Source organism: Runella sp., from assembly GCF_027484545.1.
Lineage (GTDB): Bacteria > Bacteroidota > Bacteroidia > Cytophagales > Spirosomataceae > Runella.
In genome coordinates this window covers 1-16,534 of record NZ_JAIXST010000283.1, presented here as the reverse complement: position 1 = coordinate 16,534, position 16,534 = coordinate 1, and the positions used below count along the sequence as shown (strand labels likewise).

General features: G+C 42.9%; 17 protein-coding genes. 3 read left to right on the top strand and 14 right to left on the bottom strand.

Annotation, left to right across the window (positions count from 1 at the left end; all coding sequences use genetic code 11):
- The 5 genes from gpmI to eno all read right to left on the bottom strand — a co-directional run.
- Positions 1-1,034: 2,3-bisphosphoglycerate-independent phosphoglycerate mutase (gene gpmI / locus Q0081_RS25565; protein WP_298360393.1), on the bottom strand; the 1,034-nt coding region annotated here is incomplete at its 3' end.
- Positions 1,031-1,636 (bottom strand): hypothetical protein, encoded by a 606-nt coding sequence (locus Q0081_RS25560; RefSeq protein WP_298360391.1) that lies wholly within the window; start codon positions 1,634-1,636, stop codon positions 1,031-1,033. The genes Q0081_RS25560 and gpmI, both read right to left, overlap by 4 nt.
- A 163-nt stretch (positions 1,637-1,799) precedes the next feature.
- Entirely contained in the window at positions 1,800-2,291 is a 492-nt protein-coding gene (locus Q0081_RS25555) for a low molecular weight protein-tyrosine-phosphatase (protein ID WP_298360389.1), read from the bottom strand.
- A 93-nt stretch (positions 2,292-2,384) separates the two neighbouring features.
- Positions 2,385-2,699: a septum formation initiator family protein gene (locus Q0081_RS25550; RefSeq protein WP_298360387.1), complete on the bottom strand. Its 315-nt coding sequence runs from the start codon at positions 2,697-2,699 to the stop codon at positions 2,385-2,387.
- A 91-nt stretch (positions 2,700-2,790) separates the two neighbouring features.
- Entirely contained in the window at positions 2,791-4,068 is a 1,278-nt protein-coding gene (eno, locus tag Q0081_RS25545) for a phosphopyruvate hydratase (RefSeq protein WP_298360385.1), read from the bottom strand.
- Between the two features lie 385 nt (positions 4,069-4,453).
- On the opposite strand from eno, the gene Q0081_RS25540 reads away from it, so the two are divergent.
- Both Q0081_RS25540 and Q0081_RS25535 read left to right on the top strand, forming a co-directional pair.
- A complete protein-coding gene (locus Q0081_RS25540; protein ID WP_298360383.1) occupies positions 4,454-4,798 on the top strand; it encodes a hypothetical protein in 345 nt (114 codons plus the stop codon).
- 28 nt (positions 4,799-4,826) lie between these two features.
- Positions 4,827-5,123: a hypothetical protein gene (locus Q0081_RS25535; protein ID WP_298360381.1), complete on the top strand. Its 297-nt coding sequence runs from the start codon at positions 4,827-4,829 to the stop codon at positions 5,121-5,123.
- Here Q0081_RS25535 and Q0081_RS25530 read toward each other — a convergent pair whose 3' ends face one another.
- From Q0081_RS25530 to Q0081_RS25505, 6 genes are all read right to left on the bottom strand, one after another.
- Positions 5,124-6,281 (bottom strand): pyridoxal phosphate-dependent aminotransferase, encoded by a 1,158-nt coding sequence (locus Q0081_RS25530; protein ID WP_298360379.1) that lies wholly within the window; start codon positions 6,279-6,281, stop codon positions 5,124-5,126.
- 42 nt (positions 6,282-6,323) lie between these two features.
- Positions 6,324-7,481, bottom strand: coding sequence for a site-2 protease family protein (locus Q0081_RS25525; protein WP_298360377.1), 1,158 nt, complete (start codon positions 7,479-7,481; stop codon positions 6,324-6,326).
- Entirely contained in the window at positions 7,482-8,108 is a 627-nt protein-coding gene (locus Q0081_RS25520) for an HAD family phosphatase (RefSeq protein WP_298360375.1), read from the bottom strand.
- The gene (locus tag Q0081_RS25515; protein ID WP_298360373.1) at positions 8,105-9,058 is read right to left on the bottom strand and encodes an acetyl-CoA carboxylase carboxyltransferase subunit alpha; all 954 of its coding nucleotides are present in this window, start codon (positions 9,056-9,058) and stop codon (positions 8,105-8,107) included. The genes Q0081_RS25520 and Q0081_RS25515 overlap by 4 nt, the downstream gene beginning before the upstream one ends.
- A gap of 12 nt (positions 9,059-9,070) precedes the next feature.
- Positions 9,071-10,504 carry an MBL fold metallo-hydrolase RNA specificity domain-containing protein gene (locus Q0081_RS25510; protein ID WP_298360371.1) on the bottom strand — a complete coding sequence of 478 codons (1,434 nt, stop codon included), beginning with the start codon at positions 10,502-10,504 and terminating at the stop codon, positions 9,071-9,073.
- A gap of 143 nt (positions 10,505-10,647) precedes the next feature.
- Positions 10,648-11,124: an Lrp/AsnC ligand binding domain-containing protein gene (locus Q0081_RS25505; RefSeq protein ID WP_298360369.1), complete on the bottom strand. Its 477-nt coding sequence runs from the start codon at positions 11,122-11,124 to the stop codon at positions 10,648-10,650.
- 617 nt (positions 11,125-11,741) lie between these two features.
- Here Q0081_RS25505 and Q0081_RS25500 point away from each other — a divergent pair.
- Positions 11,742-12,989 carry a DUF819 domain-containing protein gene (locus Q0081_RS25500; RefSeq protein ID WP_298360367.1) on the top strand — a complete coding sequence of 416 codons (1,248 nt, stop codon included), beginning with the start codon at positions 11,742-11,744 and terminating at the stop codon, positions 12,987-12,989.
- A 68-nt stretch (positions 12,990-13,057) separates the two neighbouring features.
- Here Q0081_RS25500 and Q0081_RS25495 read toward each other — a convergent pair whose 3' ends face one another.
- The 3 genes from Q0081_RS25495 to Q0081_RS25485 all read right to left on the bottom strand — a co-directional run.
- The gene (locus Q0081_RS25495) at positions 13,058-14,248 is read right to left on the bottom strand and encodes a TonB-dependent receptor plug domain-containing protein (RefSeq protein ID WP_409034099.1); all 1,191 of its coding nucleotides are present in this window, start codon (positions 14,246-14,248) and stop codon (positions 13,058-13,060) included.
- Complete coding sequence (locus Q0081_RS25490) at positions 14,224-16,047, bottom strand: TonB-dependent receptor plug domain-containing protein (RefSeq protein WP_298360365.1); 1,824 nt, start codon at positions 16,045-16,047, stop codon at positions 14,224-14,226. Before Q0081_RS25490 ends, Q0081_RS25495 begins: the two co-directional genes overlap by 25 nt.
- Before the next feature lie 245 nt (positions 16,048-16,292).
- A partial coding sequence (locus Q0081_RS25485; protein WP_298360363.1) for a hypothetical protein occupies positions 16,293-16,534 on the bottom strand: 242 nt, incomplete at its 5' end.

Sequence of the window (16,534 nt, the reverse complement as noted above, 5' to 3'; positions counted from 1 at the left end):
GAGAAAAAGAAAGTAACGTGTGGGTATTTTTCCGTTTCAGCAATACGGATTTGGGTTTTTCCTGCACTCGCCAGCACTTCCCCGAGGGTATTGACCAGATTATCTTTGTCGTAAATTACTTTTACCCCTACAAACGCATCGTCGTAGTTGGTCATAGTAAGATAGTACAAATTCAATTTGTGCATTCCCTGTTCTGGAAAGTCTTTCTGCGTAAGTGCTTCTGTGATTTCACGACCACGGTCAGTGCGGAAATTGAAACACAATACTACGTCGCCTTCTTCTATCGTCGCTACCGGCGAACCATCTTCTTTTACAACAACAATAGGTTCAATAAACTCATCCGTTACACCGGCGTTATAGTATTCTTCTACAGCTGCCAAAATACCGGTTCCGTTCACCGTTTTACCTATTCCCTTTACCATGGCGTTGTACGCTTTCGCTACGCGCTCCCAGCGTTTGTCGCGGTCCATGGCATAAAAACGCCCCGTTACACTGGCAATCTGCCCCGTGGTTTTAGCTACTGATTCCTGTAAATCGGCTAAGAATCCTAACCCGCTTTTTGGGTCACAGTCGCGGCCGTCGGTAAAGGCATGGATAAACACATCGGACAGACCAAAATCATTAGCGGCTTTGCAAAGTCCTTTCAGGTGTACAATATGAGAGTGTACACCACCATCAGAAACCAATCCGATGAAGTGCACTTTTTTGCTGTTGGTTTTGGCGTAACTAAAAGCTTCTGCCAGAGGCGGTTCCTGAGCCAGGGTTCCTTGCTCTACGGCCAAATTGATTTTCACCAAATCCTGATACACAATCCGCCCGGCACCTAAGTTGGTGTGTCCAACCTCGGAATTTCCCATCTGTCCGGCGGGCAAACCTACGGCCAAACCGCTGGCTTCGAGCTTACTGTGAGGATATTGCTGCAAAATACGGTCGTAAAAAGGAGTATTGGCAGCCAAAACTGCGGAACGGTCTTCTTCGCCGTTTTTGGCGATACCCCAACCATCCATTATGATTAAAATTACTTTTTGACTCATTGTTGCGGGTTAATATGGTTTGTTATTGTTTTTAAAATTTCATAGCTGACTGCTGAATTCCAATTGCTTTTAAAATCGATCAATAAATAATTATCCGAATTTGTTTTTGAAAATGAAGCAAAATAAGTGTAATACTTTTTAAGAGATAGATTTTCGAAATTGATGGTTTTTTTCTGGTTTTTTGAGATGAATTCAATCCCTGTTGCGGTAAATTTAAGAGGAGGAATCTCAAACTCAACTTGCCTATTCAATAACTCAATTTTTTCAAGGTAAACATCATAGAAATAATAATTCCAAAGAAGATTTTTTATCTCATTATAAACATTGAAGACTTGTTTTTGCTTACCAAAATACCCTTTGAAAATCACATTAAATTCAGTGTTATCCTGTTTTTGAATACTTATTTTGAATTTCGTTCCAACCCTGAACATATCAAATTGTAATCTCTCGTCATAATATTTAAAGGCTTTTACTTCTACTTTCCGACATTGTATAAAAAGGTTGTCTATACTGTCATTCGCCTCAAATTCAATAGTTTCAGGCTGTAATCTCAACAAATGTTTTCGGTCAAACAAGCCGTTTTGAACGTAAAAATCTTGCATTTTAGATAGCTTTGGGTTATTTCTGATTACTTAAGCCTATAATTTAAAACACAAAGTTCACAAAGTTTAGCACAATGTACAGGAAGATTTTTGTTCGTTGTCTCCTTTTCTTTTAATCATTAAAATTAAAGAAAGGTGAGCAATTTCTGAATATAAGTTCAAGTCACCCTAAGTTATGTTCCTTTATCAAGTATTCCAAAAAGCTTTCGCCACAGCGGGTTACGATTTGATAGACGTTCTCAAAAGCTGCCATATCTTCATAATAAGGGTCTGGGACGCTTTGAACATCAGCTTCCGCGTCAAAATCGCGGTACAGAAAAACGTGACCTTCTTTGGGATAAAAGCCCGTAGAACGGTAGCTTTGAGTTTGAATATGTTCTAAATTGGATTCATCCATGGCAATGATGTAGTCAAAATTGGCAAAATCATCGCTGGAGAGCTTACGGGCATTGTGCGTGAGAGTAATGCCATAGTCGGCAGCTACGCGGCGGGCGCGGTGGTCGGGGAGAATTCCAACGTGGTAACCGTGGGTACCGGCCGAGTCGCAGGAAATTTTATCGGACAGACCTCGTTGGGTTACTAAATGGGAGAAAGTACCTTCGGCCAACGGAGAGCGACAGATATTACCGAGGCAGACAAATAAAACGTTGATCATAGTATTCGTTATCAGTTATCCGTTATTGGTTATCCGAAAGAAAACAGAATAGTTGAGATTTCGGACTACGGATAACGCTTAACAGATAACGGTTTACTTTTCAAAAGCTTCTCCCTTTTCATCGACCAGTACATACACATCTTCGCTGTCTTTTTTCATGAAATACTTCTCGCGGGCGTATTTTTCCATGAGTTTGTCGGTTCCCAGCGTAGAAGTCTGCTCTTTTTGGAGAAGTTCAATTTGTTCGGCATAGTACTCTTTTTCGCTTTCTAACTCCTGCAATTTCCACCAATTTTTGAACTGATCAGGGATACTGGTTAACTCAAAAAAAAGCAACCAAACCAGCAATCCAATGGAACTTGCTAAGTAAAAGTTTTTGAGAAAACGAAAGTGACGGAGGAATTGCATGGGAAATGAGTAGATGACGGGGCCGCCCGTGCGGTGAATGAGTAAATGAGTGAATATTTTATTCGCTCATTTACTCATTCACAATTCACCATTAGAATTTTTTGCCCGGGAAGTATGCGGTTTCGCCGAGTTCTTCTTCGATGCGCAGCAATTGGTTGTATTTGGCCATACGGTCAGAACGTGAGGCTGAACCTGTTTTGATTTGACCTGTGTTAAGAGCAACGGCTAAGTCAGCGATGGTGCTATCTTCGGTTTCTCCCGAACGGTGGCTCATGATATTTTTGTAGCTGTTACGTTTCGCCAAGTTTACCGTGTCAATGGTTTCGCTCAAAGAACCGATTTGGTTTACTTTTACCAAAACAGCATTGGCTACGCCTTGCTCAATACCCATTTCCAGACGTTTTACGTTGGTTACAAAAAGGTCATCACCTACCAATTGGCATTTTTTGCCAAGAGCGTCTGTGTGCAATTTCCAACCTGCCCAATCGTCTTCGGCCATACCGTCTTCGATGGAAATGATAGGATATTTGCTAACCCAATCCGTCCAGAAATCAGCCATTTGTGCCGAAGTCAACTCTTCTTTGCTTGATTTTTTGAATACGTAACGTCCTTTTTCTTCATTCCAAAGTTCAGAAACGGCAGCATCCATAGCAATGAAAATATCTTCACCGGGTTTGTAACCTGCTTTTTCGATAGCAATCAGGATAGTTTCAAGGGCTTCCACGTTCGATTGGATGTTGGGAGCGAAACCACCTTCATCACCAACGTTTGTAGAATATCCTTTCGATTTCAATACACCTTTCAAAGCGTGGAATACTTCCGTACCCATACGAAGGGCTTGCGAGAAGGTTTCGGCTTTGGTAGGCATTACCATAAATTCTTGGAAATCAATGGCATTGTCGGCGTGAGCTCCACCGTTCATGATGTTCATCATTGGAACAGGCAACGTGTTGGCATTGACACCTCCAATGTAGCGGAACAATGATAAACCTGCTTCCTGTGCAGCGGCTTTGGAAACGGCCAATGACACACCTAAAATAGCGTTGGCGCCGAGTTTGCCTTTATTAGCAGTACCATCAAGTTCGATCATGATTTTGTCAATCAGATTTTGCTCATATACCGATAATCCCAGCAGTTCGGGATAAATAATTTCATTAACGTTTTGAACGGCTTTTAATACGCCTTTTCCGAGATAAACGCTTTTGTCATCATCGCGAAGCTCAACAGCTTCGTGGATGCCCGTTGAAGCACCCGAAGGCACAGCAGCACGGCCCATAAAGCCATTTTCGGTGCGGACTTCTACTTCAACAGTGGGATTGCCGCGTGAATCCAGAATTTGACGGGCGTGTACTGATTGGATTGTACTCATTTTGTCAGGTAGGTTTTGTTAATAATTAAAACTTTGCCGATAGTTGTTCAGACTTACAAAGTAAATCAAAAAATGCGGGAGGGAAAAAGAAAGCTACTTTTTAATCGGTTTTAATCCTTAATTTTTAGAGAAATTTTACCTGGGAACCCCAAAAACCCTCTATTGGCATGAATAAAAGGCTTGTTTTAAAAGTACAATTGTATTATTTGGGGAGATACTTATTTAAAACGAATAATATACTAAAAATAATCAATTTGCCTATTGTTTATATCGAGCCTATTTATATATTTGGTAGAATAGTTGGTTTTAGTCTATTTGACTATGGGCTTTTTCATAACTATTCTTGATAAAGTATTATTTTACACCACGCACATTATTAGCTACTATGAAAAGAATTGTACTAAGCTTAGGCTTGGCATGGACCGTTATGTCCGTACAGGCTCAACACAAAGACCATTGGTCGAAAGGCGAAATCCGTCTAACTACCGGCGAACGAATCGAAGGCAAGCTCGTCTATGCCTCAAATGCGGAAGTAGTATCCATCAAATTGGAAAACGGTATGCAAAAAACATACAGCAGTTCACAACTCCAATCCTTTTATTTTTTCGATTTTCGCCACGAACTTATTCGCCATTTTAAGAAAAGCACTTTACCCAATGAGGGTCGTGAAGCAGTGGTAGAAGTCGTTTTTGAGGGTGATTTGCAGGTATTGCGTTGCCTGAAATCTTAAACACCGTCGTTATACGAAGGAGGATTCCATGATCAATTTATTTCCCGCCGAGCCTTACGACCACGCGCGTTTTCAATATTTTGTCCACGATGGAATCAGCTTACGTACCTTTGAAAGTTTTCTAAAAGAAAGTTTTAGCGCAAAGACACAGCGTTGGCGCATACAACTGGAGCTTTTTCGCTATCGAAATCAATGGAATAACGGCCTCGAAAGTTGGTTAAGACTTCTTTTTTACTACAATGTGTTGGAAAATGAATTAAAATCACATCAAACATTTCCTAAATCGGTGGATTCAACTCACTTAATTGTCAGTAATTACTTTTGATTAAGCATTCAGACGTTCAACGGCTTGCCAAATTCGTTCGGCACGCATACACAATGATAAACGTATGTAACGCTGACCCAACGGGCCAAAAATAAAGCCAGGAGCAATAAAAACGTGTTTTTGGTATAACAACTCATCAACAAGCTGCTCGGCGGAGATAACTTCGTCGGGTAGCTTGGCCCAGAGGAACATACCTTCCTGACTTTCGTCGTAGGTACAATGAAGCGTGTCCAAAAATGCCTTGGAGGCAGCCAATCGACTGCGATAAATGTCATTTTGGGTTTGGTGCCATTCGTCCGCATTTTGCAGGGCGGCTACGGCTGCCTGCTGAATGCCCAAGAACATACCTGAGTCTACGTTGCTTTTGATGGTCAAAACGGCATCAATGTACGGCTTGGCTGCCGACATCCAACCCACGCGCCAACCTGCCATATTGTGCGATTTGGACATGGAGTTGAGTTCAATCGTCACGTCTTTTGCACCTTCAATGGAAAGCAGACTGATGGGGAGCTTTTGATTGAGAATCAGACTGTAAGGGTTATCGTGACAAAGCAAGACGTTGTATTGATGGGCAAATTGTACTGCATTTTCAAACAATTCACGCGTGGCAGGTGCTCCCGTAGGCATGTGTGGGTAGTTGAGCCAGAGCAGTTTTGTTTTGGGACTCACCAACGATTTCATCGCTTCCCAATCCGGTTGCCAACCTTGATTTTCAAGCAATGGATATTCAATTACTTTAGCTCCCACCATTTGACTTACCGCACGGTAGGCCGGGTAGCCGAGTTCAGGAACCAACACTTCATCGCCTTCGTCTAAAAACGTCATGCTGATGTGCGTGATGCCTTCTTTGGAGCCGATAAGGGGCAAAATTTCAGTTTCAGGATTGAGATGTACGCCATAGACTCGCTCATACCACTGAGCAATGCCCTGCCGTAGCGCCGGAATGCCTTTATAGGCCTGATAGCCGTGGGTATTGATTTGAGAAGCCGAATTTTTAAGTGCTTCAATGGTAGCTTCTGACGGGGCTTGATCGGGATTGCCGATGCCCATATTGATAACGTCGTGGCCGGCGGCCATGAGTTTACGAACTTCGGCGAGTTTGACCGAAAAATAGTATTCCTGCGCCTGTGTAGCGCGTTGAGCGAGCGAAATAATCATTGAATTCTTCCTTCCCCTAATCAGATAATCCCGAGTTGGAGGTTACAAAACAATAAACGGCTTTGGACTGAAACAAAGCACAAAGATAAGCAAAGCCAACCATCCCACGATTTGTCGAGTACGATTTAATGGCTGAGTGTCTTCGGTAGGAGGGTGGTGGACCCCTAAAATTCGCCCTAACAAAAACCCAAATACCAGAAATCCAGAGTAGCCTTCCCAAGTTGGGAAAAGGAGAATAAGACCGAATTGCACAGCGACTGATAGTAGTGCTAACATCCAGCTGGTGAGGGGATTGTCTTCCGTAATACGACTGAAACAAATTTGGAGAAAAAGTATAAAAAGTGCCAGAGAGCCCATTTTATTCCAAAAAACTTCGTTGTCAGAAGTGGCAAATTCTTCGGGGCGATAAGTGCCTAAGCCTGCATACGTGATGAAAATAAAAAACAGAACAGGAGCAACAACACGGAAGTTTTTAGCGCCAATCAACCCATACAACACGTGTCCGCCATCCAATTGCCCGATGGGGATTAGGTTTAAGGAGGTAAAAAACAAGGCCAAATACCCCGCCAAAATCAAGGGATAATGCATAATTTCCTGCGGTGGCGGCAGGCGGGTAGGGTCAGCAACGTAATTTTTGAAAAATGAAAACAGGAGGTTGTCACCTAACAAAAGATTACCGCTCATGTCTTTATTGGAATAAACAACGTGGGCAAATCCCATCCCGAATTTTTGATATTCGGGGTGGATTTTAAAAATGTAATCAAGTGTAGGAAGATTGGCAAAACCGTACCATAGTATACCTACGGCTACTACAAAACCTGCCAAAGGCCCGGCTATGCCAATATCGAAGTATTTTTCTCGGGAACGAATAAATTCTTTGATGCGAATAAATGCCCCCAATGTACCAATCGTTTGGCCAAAACCCAGCCACAAAGGAATGTAGTAAGGCAGGGTGACACTGACTTTGTGGCGTTTGGCAGCAAAATAATGACCAAACTCGTGTACGGTCAAAATGCCTAAAAATGGGATGGAAAATTGAAATCCCTGCCAAAAATGTTCCCAACCGAGCGGGTTTTCGATTTTGAAAAACGGCAAATCAAAAGGGCGTCCAAACATCCACTCTGCCCCTGATAACGAGGTAGTTGCCAATGTGGCAATGAATAGCAGGAGTTGGATAATGTGGGTGCGGGTGGATTTCACTTAATAGTCTTTTAGATAATCTATAATCGAAGTCGGTTTTTGAACATGAATGGTTTGAATGCCTACTTTGGCGGCGGCACGAATGTTATCTGCGTTGTCGTCCAGAAAGAGTGATTCGTGTGCTAACAGACCTGCTTGGGCCAATACCTCGTGATAAATGTCAGGATGAGGTTTCATGATTCCCATATCATAGGACAAGAACAGTTTCTCAAATAAATCGTTGAGTTGTTTAATTCCTGTGGTACGGTGCAGAATTTTGTTGACTTCATCTATGTGAATTGAACTTGTATTACTTAACAGAAACAGCCGATATCCTTTTTTTGCAAGTTCCTGGATTTTCTCAATACGTTCAGCTGGAATATCCAGTAAGAGCGAGTTCCAAGCGGTATCTATTGCTTCATCTGACCATTCGGGCTGTTGCAATAACTCACGGATATAAGTTCTGAAATCTGCGGCAGACAGGTGGCCCGTTTCAAATTTCTTAAAAACTTCATTTTGATGAATAAGCTCTTGAACGTCCTCTAACGGTCTTTTGCTCAGTTCAGCAAAGGACCGTGCCGCAAGCGGGACATCTATATTGATGATGACATCGCCCAGATCAAAGATGATATTTTTAATGGTTGTCATTCGGTAAAAACACCCATAGCGCAGAATTTATCAATGCGCTGATTGATGCGTTCTTCCGGGCTCAGTTGTTGAAGTTCAAGGATGTTTGAGATAATTACTTTTTTGAGGGTTTGTGCCATTACTTTATGGTCTAAATGGGCACCTCCAAGTGGTTCCTCAACAATCCCGTCAATTAAACGGGCTAATTCCATGTCTGCTGCGGTGAGTTTGAGTGCTTCGGCGGCCTGCTCTTTAAAATTCCAGCTACGCCACAAAATGGAAGAGCAGGATTCGGGCGAAATGACTGAGTACCACGTATTTTCCAGCATTAATACCCGGTCGCCAATGGCAATTCCCAAGGCTCCTCCGGAAGCACCTTCCCCAATGATGATGCAGATGACCGGGACTTTTAGCATAAACATTTCTTTAAGGTTGCGGGCAATGGCTTCTCCCTGACCGCGCTCCTCCGCTTCCAATCCTGGAAAAGCGCCGGGTGTATCTATCAAAGCGACAATTGGCTTATTGAATTTTTCCGCTAACTTCATCAATCGAAGTGCTTTGCGATACCCTTCAGGATTGGCCATTCCAAAGTTACGCTGTTGACGTTGTTTGGTATTTCGGCCTTTTTGTTGACCAATTATTAAAAGGCCCTGTCCGTCAATATTGCAAAATCCACCTACCATGGCAGGATCATCACGAACAGTACGGTCGCCGTGCAGCTCAATAAATTCCTGACACATCAACTCAATGTAATCGAGCGTGTAAGGGCGGTCGGGATGGCGGGATAGTTGTACCCGCTGCCAACGAGTGAGGTTTTTCGCGGTATCCAGGCGCAATTGTGTAATGCTGTCTTCGAGTCTTGCTACGGCTTCTGAAACATCCACTTGAGTAGTTTCAGCGAGTTTTTTTAGCTCCATTAGCTTGGATTCGAGGTCAGCCACAGGTTTTTCAAAATCTAAATAAGTTGGCATAAAGTAGGTTGCTTACAATTCAAAAGTTTGTCCCTTTTCAGGTATCTCGATATTATCGTAACCGACTGACTCTAAAGTGTTTTTAAACGAGTCCATACTTGGTTTTTCACCGTGAACAAGGAAGATTTGTTTTAACTGCTCAGGTGATTGTTGTCGAACGAAGGCTACCAAATCTTCTTGGTCTCCGTGGCCGCTAAATACGTCAATTTTTTCGATATTGGCCAATACTTGTTCTTCTTTACCGCGTATTCTCAGCGTGGTTTGTCCGTTGAGCAATCGCCAACCGAGGGTTCCTTCGGCGCAATAACCAATCATCAGGATGGTACAATAAGGATTACTAATGTTCTGAGCCACATGGTATTCCACGCGTCCTCCCTGCACCATTCCCGAGGATGAAATGATGATACAAGGTTCTGCATGGTTGGAAACAGCACGGCTGGCATCGGAACTTTCGAGGTAGATTAAATTTTCAAAATCGAACAGAGATTCGTTGTCTTCATTGAATTCCCGTGCTTCCCGATTCAACATTCGTACGTTCCGTTGATACACTTTAGAACTTTCCATCGCCAACGGACTATCGGCAAATACTTTGATAGGAGGGAGGTTATGGTCGTTGTAAAGTTTATTGAGTGTATAAAGCAGAGCCTGCGTTCGGCCTATGCTGAAAGAAGGAATAATGAGGCGCCCTGGAATGTCTACACAGGTTCGGCGAATGACATCGGCAAGGGCAAGTTCAGGAGTTGAACCTTTTTCATGAACACGATTTCCGTACGTTGTTTCGCAAATAAGGTAATCCACTTGGGGAAGTTGTCCCGGATCAAGCAGCAACGGATAGCCTTTGCGTCCAATGTCCCCCGAAAAACCAATGGTTTTCTTTTTGCCTTCTTCCCAAACTTCTATCATAATATGGGCTGCTCCTAATAGATGTCCTGCGGGTATGAAGGTCACAACACAATTATCGGCAACCCTGAATCGTCGATTAAAAGCCAACGGTACGAAGTTTTCAAGCGCTTCGCGCACCTGTTTTTCTAAGTATAAATCTTTAGGTAAGTCTTTCTTCTTCCCTTTTTTTCGCTTTCTCTGGGCATTGGCACTATTGATTTCATTAAGCCGTTTTTGATTGAGCATGGCCGCATCCTTCAACAGGATGGCCGTAAGCGCATACGTACTGTCGGTACACAATACCTGACCTTCGTAACCGTCGCGGTATAAGTTGGGAATATTGCCTGAATGGTCAATGTGCGCATGGGTCAAAAGGACCAAATTGATACCGGAGGCTTCAAAAGGAAAAAGTGCAGTGGGAAAGGGTGTGTTTTCTTTTAGCGCGCGTTTACCGCTTTCAAAATCTGAACCACAATCTATCAAAATCCGATAATCACCGTCTAATTCGAGGAGGTACATGCTTCCGGTTACCTGTTGTGCTGCCCCCCAAAAAGTTAATTTCATAGTAAATCAGTTGTCCCCGGCCGTCACGACTGACCGTCCTGAAGGGGAGTTTTTGTTATTTTCTTCAACAGGTGGGACAAGCCTACACGTACACACATCAAACAATGATTCTTGCAAATGTATCAAAAACAACGTAAATTTCATTACTCGGTCAAAGGAACCGAACGGGCGATGCGCTCTTCTAATGAAATAAAAGTTTCGGTACGCTGAATCCCCGCCACTCTTTGTATTTTATCGTGTAATACTTGTCTAAGGTGTTCCGTATCCCGGCAAACGATTTTAGCAAAAATACTATAAATCCCTGTAGTGTAATGAATATTAACGACTTCGGGGATTTTTTCAAGCTGAATCGCCACTTCTTCGTACAACGAACTTTTGTCTAAATATATTCCCAGAAAGGCGCTGATGTCCCAGCCTAATCGGGCTTGGTCTATTAATAAATGAGCTCCTTTGACAATCCCCAACTGCTCTAATTTTTTCATGCGCACGTGTACAGTGCCGCCTGATACATGTACGCGCTTACCGATTTCAGTATAAGGAAGGTGCGCGTCTTCTAATAAAAGCGAGAGAATTTTAAGGTCAGTACCGTCAATTTTATCAATTTCTAAATTTCGTTCCATGATGAAGCACTAAAATTGTATTTTATTCAACAATTATCGTGTTTTGTTGAATAAAATCAAAATATTTAAAAATATTTATGGAAAATTTGCAATAAATACGAAACTCTATTAATTTTGTGACGTCAATTTACTCAACTGTAAACGAGTAAATAACGAAAAAGAGTTCTCTTATACTGTAGGATGATGAAACTTGGCAGCCATGCCCTCCTGTCTCGGGGGTGGTGACAACAGGACAAACACGATATAATGCCGGCACTCTAGTCGACTGGGGTAGACCACCAAACTTTGTATCGCGGCTAACTGCACCGTGGGCGGTTCGAATCCCCCTCCTACAGCAAGCGTTTACTAAGCAACATTTGTTGCTTGCCCCAATATCAAAGGATAGCTTGTTTAAATGATAAATTTCAACGAGTTATCCTTTTAAAATATCTTATGAAGTGTCGTTATGACACTATCGAAAAGAAAAACTATTTGGTTTTTAGTTTGTTGATGAAGTGTAATTGCGACACACAAGCCCATTTTTGAGGCTTGTGTGTTTTTTTTATGTCTCTATGCAACCTATTCCAAAAGATTGGTTTGTTTTGTCAATTAGTCTGGATTCTCTCTAACAAACTAACATGCTTCTATCCGTTATCTTTACTTCTGACGCCACAGTTTTGGGTCTATTGTTAGTTGTTTTGGCCTTGGTTTTCTATACAGCATCACTCAAGCATCCTATTTGGCAAAAGTTTTACGCTATTTTTCCTCCTTTATTGCTTTGTTATTTTATTCCGGGATTGCTTAATTCTTTTGGGGTGATTTCGGGCGAAGAATCTAAACTCTACTCTGTTATATCGCAATATTTTTTACCTGCGTGTTTGGTCTATTTCACACTGGGGATGGATTTTAAAGCGGTAATCCGACTGGGACCCAAGGCTTTGATTGTGTTTTTTGCGGGAACTTTAGGAGTAATGATTGGCGGTCCAGTGGCCGTATGGGTTATGAAAATGATTAGTCCTGAGGTAGTAGGTGGAGTAGGAGCCGATTCGGTTTGGCGGGGTTTAGCAACGATTGCAGGCAGTTGGATTGGAGGTGGTGCTAATCAAACGGCGTTAAAAGAAATTTTTCAGCCAAGTGATCGGTTGTTTTCACAAGTTATAGCGGTAGATGTGATTACGGCAGAAATCTGGATGGCTGTTTTGATATACGGGGCCGGATTTGCCAATAAAATTGACCGCATTTTTAAAGCGGATGCTTCTGCCATTGAAGAACTGAAAGATCGAATTGACAGCGAACAAAAAGTTTCTCAGCGCATTCCAACGGTGTATGATTTAGTGCTTATTGCCGCCGTTGGATTCGGGGTAACGGGATTGGCGCATTTTTTTGCGGATTATATCACTCCTTGGATAAAGATTAACCATCCTTCATTGGAAAGATTCAGCCTTACATCTTCCTTTTTTTGGGTAGTTTCGATTGCGACTATGCTGGGAATTCTGTTGTCTTTCACCCGTTTACGCCAATTGGAATTCGCGGGTGCGTCCCGGATTGGAAGTCTTTTTCTCTACATATTAGTAGCAACCATTGGAATGAAAATGGATATTTTTGCCGTGGCCGAAAATCCGGGACTTTTTGGAGTGGGAATCATTTGGATGTCAGTACACGTGATGGTTACATTAGGCGTTGCTAAATTGATAAGAGCTCCCTTTTTCTTTACAGCTGTTGGTTCACAGGCCAACATTGGCGGGGCGGCTTCGGCTCCCGTAGTCGCAGCAGCGTTTCATCCTTCATTGGCCTCTGTGGGCGTCTTGCTGGCCATTTTGGGGTATGCAGTAGGAACGTATGGGGGGTATTTGACGGGATTGATGATGCAATGGGTAGCTGAATAAAACCCACAAAAAAGCCCTCCCAATAATCAGGAGGGCTTTTTTATAGTTTGGAGTTGGTCGATGTTTCTTTACAAATTGACAGCGACTCGTAAAAATACAAAACGTCCATTGTAACCACCCTGATTGGGTTGAAATAATAGGCGCCCGCGGTTAGAGGCATCGCGGCCTGATGCATAATCTACTGAACCAATCGCATTGCGGGGGTCAACATAAATTTGGTCAGGATACACATTAAATAAGTTATTGGCTCCTAACGAAGCACTGAGCATTTTAGTAAACCGATAGTTCAGAGTCAGGTCGGTAATCCACACAGGAGCAAATGTTTGGTCAATGTAAGCTTTTCCGCTCGCATCCCGGTCAAATTGAGTATTCCAGAAAGTTCCGTCCGATTTTTTTGCTTCTGTATCCAGATTATGAACATATTTTACTTCACCAAAACGAACTGTACGGGCTGTGATGTCTAATTTGCCAATGGAATAGGTCAAACTCAAATTGACTTTATTCATCGGCTGCCATACTTCAATACGGGAGCGCTGCTGACGGTCAAACAACAGGTTTTTAAACCAAGTATCCGGGCTTTTCGTAGGGTCGTTTTTCTCAGCGCTATTGATAAGCGTGGTACTGTTAACACTTGTTACCTGATTCTTATTGAAATTCAATGCAGCAGTTACAAATAATTTTCCTTTGCCAATATTGTAGCGACCATTGGCCACAATATCAATCCCTTTCGTGGTGGTATTGGCCGCATTGGCAAAAAAGTTTACGTTGTTAATTCCCACGTATTGCTCGGTGGTAAAACCTAAAAGAGCACGGGAAAAGGCACCTGAATACACGATACGATCTTTGATTTTGATTTCGTACGCATCTACTGTAAGTGCCAACGAACCTAATTTAGCCGTTATTCCTGCGGTGAAGTTGATAGAAGTTTCAGGACGGAGGGCATCCACTCCAACGACTTTGCGGGCAATGTCATTGTCATTGTTTACGGTCAATGTATTGGAAGGTAAACCACTCACAAATTGCGTACTCGTATTTTGGAAGTAACGTTGGTGCAATGAAGGGGCTCTGAAGCCTGTACTGGCCGAACCCCGTAGAGCAAGTCCATCGGTGAGTTTTAAACGTCCTGAAATTTTTCCACTCAAATTCGAACCAAAATCGCTGTAATTTTCAAAACGAGTAGCTACTCCTAACAATAAGCGGTTGGCAATCTCCCCTTCCACATCGGCATAAATGCCTAAGTTTGTACGCGCTTTGTTGATTTGGTCGCTTGGCTGAAAGCCCGGAAATACCTGTGCACCGGGTAAACCAAGGTCGTACCATTGGCAGGGCCACCGACAACGAGCGGCGCTCCGGGTACCGTCTTCTTGAGGTCGGCACCGGTATAAGAATTAAGTTCTCCCGCCTGAATCTGGTAATGGTCGCGGCGAAGTTCTGCTCCAAATGCTACATTAAGCCCCGTAATGGCCCCAACTTTTGAGTACATTCTTGAGAAATCGAGGTTCGTCGTATTTTGATCAAATTTTAAGGTACCCGCGTCAAACTCGGTTTGAATGCTGCTTGAATTGGGCAAAGAAGCATTTCCTGAATTGAAAACGCTGAACGTAAAGGCGTTAGCGCCAAATGTATTGCTCAAATCCATTCGCCATTCGCCGAGTTTGGTTTTGAAACCCACCAAAACTGATTCATCATTGATGGCAGAGCCGATTCCCGGTAAGAATCCATTCGGATAATACAAAGAACCATCGGCTGCAAGCGGCTGTTGAGCACGGGAAACCGGGATACGGTTGTTGCCATATCCTGTACCCGTACGATGAGTAACACCCGCAGAAAAATAAACTTCCGATGCTTTTCCAACAGGTAAACCACCATTTAGAAATAGACCTAAATTTTTAGAATTAGAGTTTCCGAATACCATATTTTGGCGGTCATACCCTTGCTGCGAAGCATAAGCGGCATCGGCAGCAATTAAGCCTTTACGAAACGTATTGACATCCTGCCCCGTTGGAGTGGCAGGAAAACCACCCGACGTACCAAGGTAAATAGTAGGGGCATTGTCTAACCCAGAACGATTGGTACGTCCGCGCTGATTGTATTGTCCCGAAATCGTGACTCCTCCTTTTCCCAAACGCAGACCTTTTGAAAAGTCAAATTGGACGACCTCACCATCCGTAATTTTTTCGGAGTATTTGTTGGTACCTCCGGTGATGTTGGGAGCGGCATAATTAAGCGTGGTCATGTTGGCCCCTCCTGTAAGCGAAGCCGAAAGACCATCATAGTTTTTCTTCAAAACTACGTTGATGACTCCGGCAATGGCATCTGAACCGTATTGAGCGGCAGCGCCATCGCGCAAGACTTCAATTCGTTCGACGGCCGCCACTGGGATTACGTTCATGTCAGTGCCCACTGAACCGCGCCCTACTGTACCATTAATGTTAACAAGTGCGGTGGTGTGGCGGCGTTTTCCATTGACCAGTACCAATACTTGGTCAGGTCCTAAACCGCGCAATGAAGCGGGGTCAATGTGGTCGGTTCCGTCGGATACGGTTTGACGGTTGGAACTGAACGAAGGGGCCACGTAGTTCAGAATTTGACCTATATCTACCTGTGAGAAACCTTTTAGTTCTTTGGTTGTAATTACATCTACCGGTGCGGCGGTTTCAATATTGGTACGAGCCGTTGCTGCCCGTGAACCTATCACCGTTACTTCCGTAAGAAATTTTGAATCTTCCGACATCGAAACATTGATACTTAAATCGCTGCCAACTTTAATTTCTTGAGTCTGATACCCTACGAAAGAAAAAACCAGCGTTTCACCCACACGAATATCTATAGAATAGCGTCCTTCCGGGTTAGTGACTGTACCGCGCGAACTTCCTTTTACGACTACACTTACTCCAGGCATGGCTGCTCCACCGGCATCGGTTATTTTACCCCTGGCTTGGTCTGCCGAAATAGTTGTTGTTTTTTGGCTATTGGAAGCCAACAATTGTTGCCCCCAACTTACCCGTATCGAGCAGGCAGTCAAAAGCGTGAGACAGAGTAAAAATTGATTCTTCATTTGGGTTAGTTTGTATGATTGGTGAAATTGAACTTGGTAATTTTTTCAGTTACAGAAAAGGGACTGTCCACAGAGACGCCGTCATTTCAAACACCTTTAAACTTACGTAATTCAAAGTAACAGTTTGAAAGCTTTTGATCCATAAAAAATAGGGGGATCATGTCATCAAATTGGTCAGGTTGGACAAACGCTAACTTCTCGTATCCGTTTTCATCCACCTTTTCCTGTACATAGCCAAAAGCTTTTTAAGGTATTGTATTTTTCTGAATTTTCGATATTTCAGCATCAATATCTTGTTGTGAGGGGATAAATAGGTTGGGTAAACCCATTCCGTTTCCCTCCGTATAAAGAAACATTTTGGCTGTTTCACTGTCTTCTCTTGCAATTCTATCATCATATTTGGATTTCAGATATTTGAGATTGCTCATGTATCTTAGAGGAAAGCCATTAATGAGTGAAATAATTACTATTTCGTTCTTTTTATCGG

Bases quoted from the DNA above. Each gene is read 5' to 3' on its own strand.
- Q0081_RS25560 (WP_298360391.1), bottom strand. From the start codon at position 1,636: ATGCAAGATTTTTACGTTCAAAACGGCTTGTTTGACCGAAAACATTTG.
- Q0081_RS25555 (WP_298360389.1), bottom strand. From the start codon at position 2,291: ATGATCAACGTTTTATTTGTCTGCCTCGGTAATATCTGTCGCTCTCCG.
- Q0081_RS25550 (WP_298360387.1), bottom strand. From the start codon at position 2,699: ATGCAATTCCTCCGTCACTTTCGTTTTCTCAAAAACTTTTACTTAGCA.
- eno (WP_298360385.1), bottom strand. From the start codon at position 4,068: ATGAGTACAATCCAATCAGTACACGCCCGTCAAATTCTGGATTCACGC.
- Q0081_RS25540 (WP_298360383.1), top strand. From the start codon at position 4,454: ATGAAAAGAATTGTACTAAGCTTAGGCTTGGCATGGACCGTTATGTCC.
- Q0081_RS25535 (WP_298360381.1), top strand. From the start codon at position 4,827: ATGATCAATTTATTTCCCGCCGAGCCTTACGACCACGCGCGTTTTCAA.
- Q0081_RS25530 (WP_298360379.1), bottom strand. From the start codon at position 6,281: ATGATTATTTCGCTCGCTCAACGCGCTACACAGGCGCAGGAATACTAT.
- Q0081_RS25520 (WP_298360375.1), bottom strand. From the start codon at position 8,108: ATGACAACCATTAAAAATATCATCTTTGATCTGGGCGATGTCATCATC.
- Q0081_RS25515 (WP_298360373.1), bottom strand. From the start codon at position 9,058: ATGCCAACTTATTTAGATTTTGAAAAACCTGTGGCTGACCTCGAATCC.
- Q0081_RS25510 (WP_298360371.1), bottom strand. From the start codon at position 10,504: ATGAAATTAACTTTTTGGGGGGCAGCACAACAGGTAACCGGAAGCATG.
- Q0081_RS25505 (WP_298360369.1), bottom strand. From the start codon at position 11,124: ATGGAACGAAATTTAGAAATTGATAAAATTGACGGTACTGACCTTAAA.
- Q0081_RS25500 (WP_298360367.1), top strand. From the start codon at position 11,742: ATGCTTCTATCCGTTATCTTTACTTCTGACGCCACAGTTTTGGGTCTA.
- Q0081_RS25490 (WP_298360365.1), bottom strand. From the start codon at position 16,047: ATGAAGAATCAATTTTTACTCTGTCTCACGCTTTTGACTGCCTGCTCG.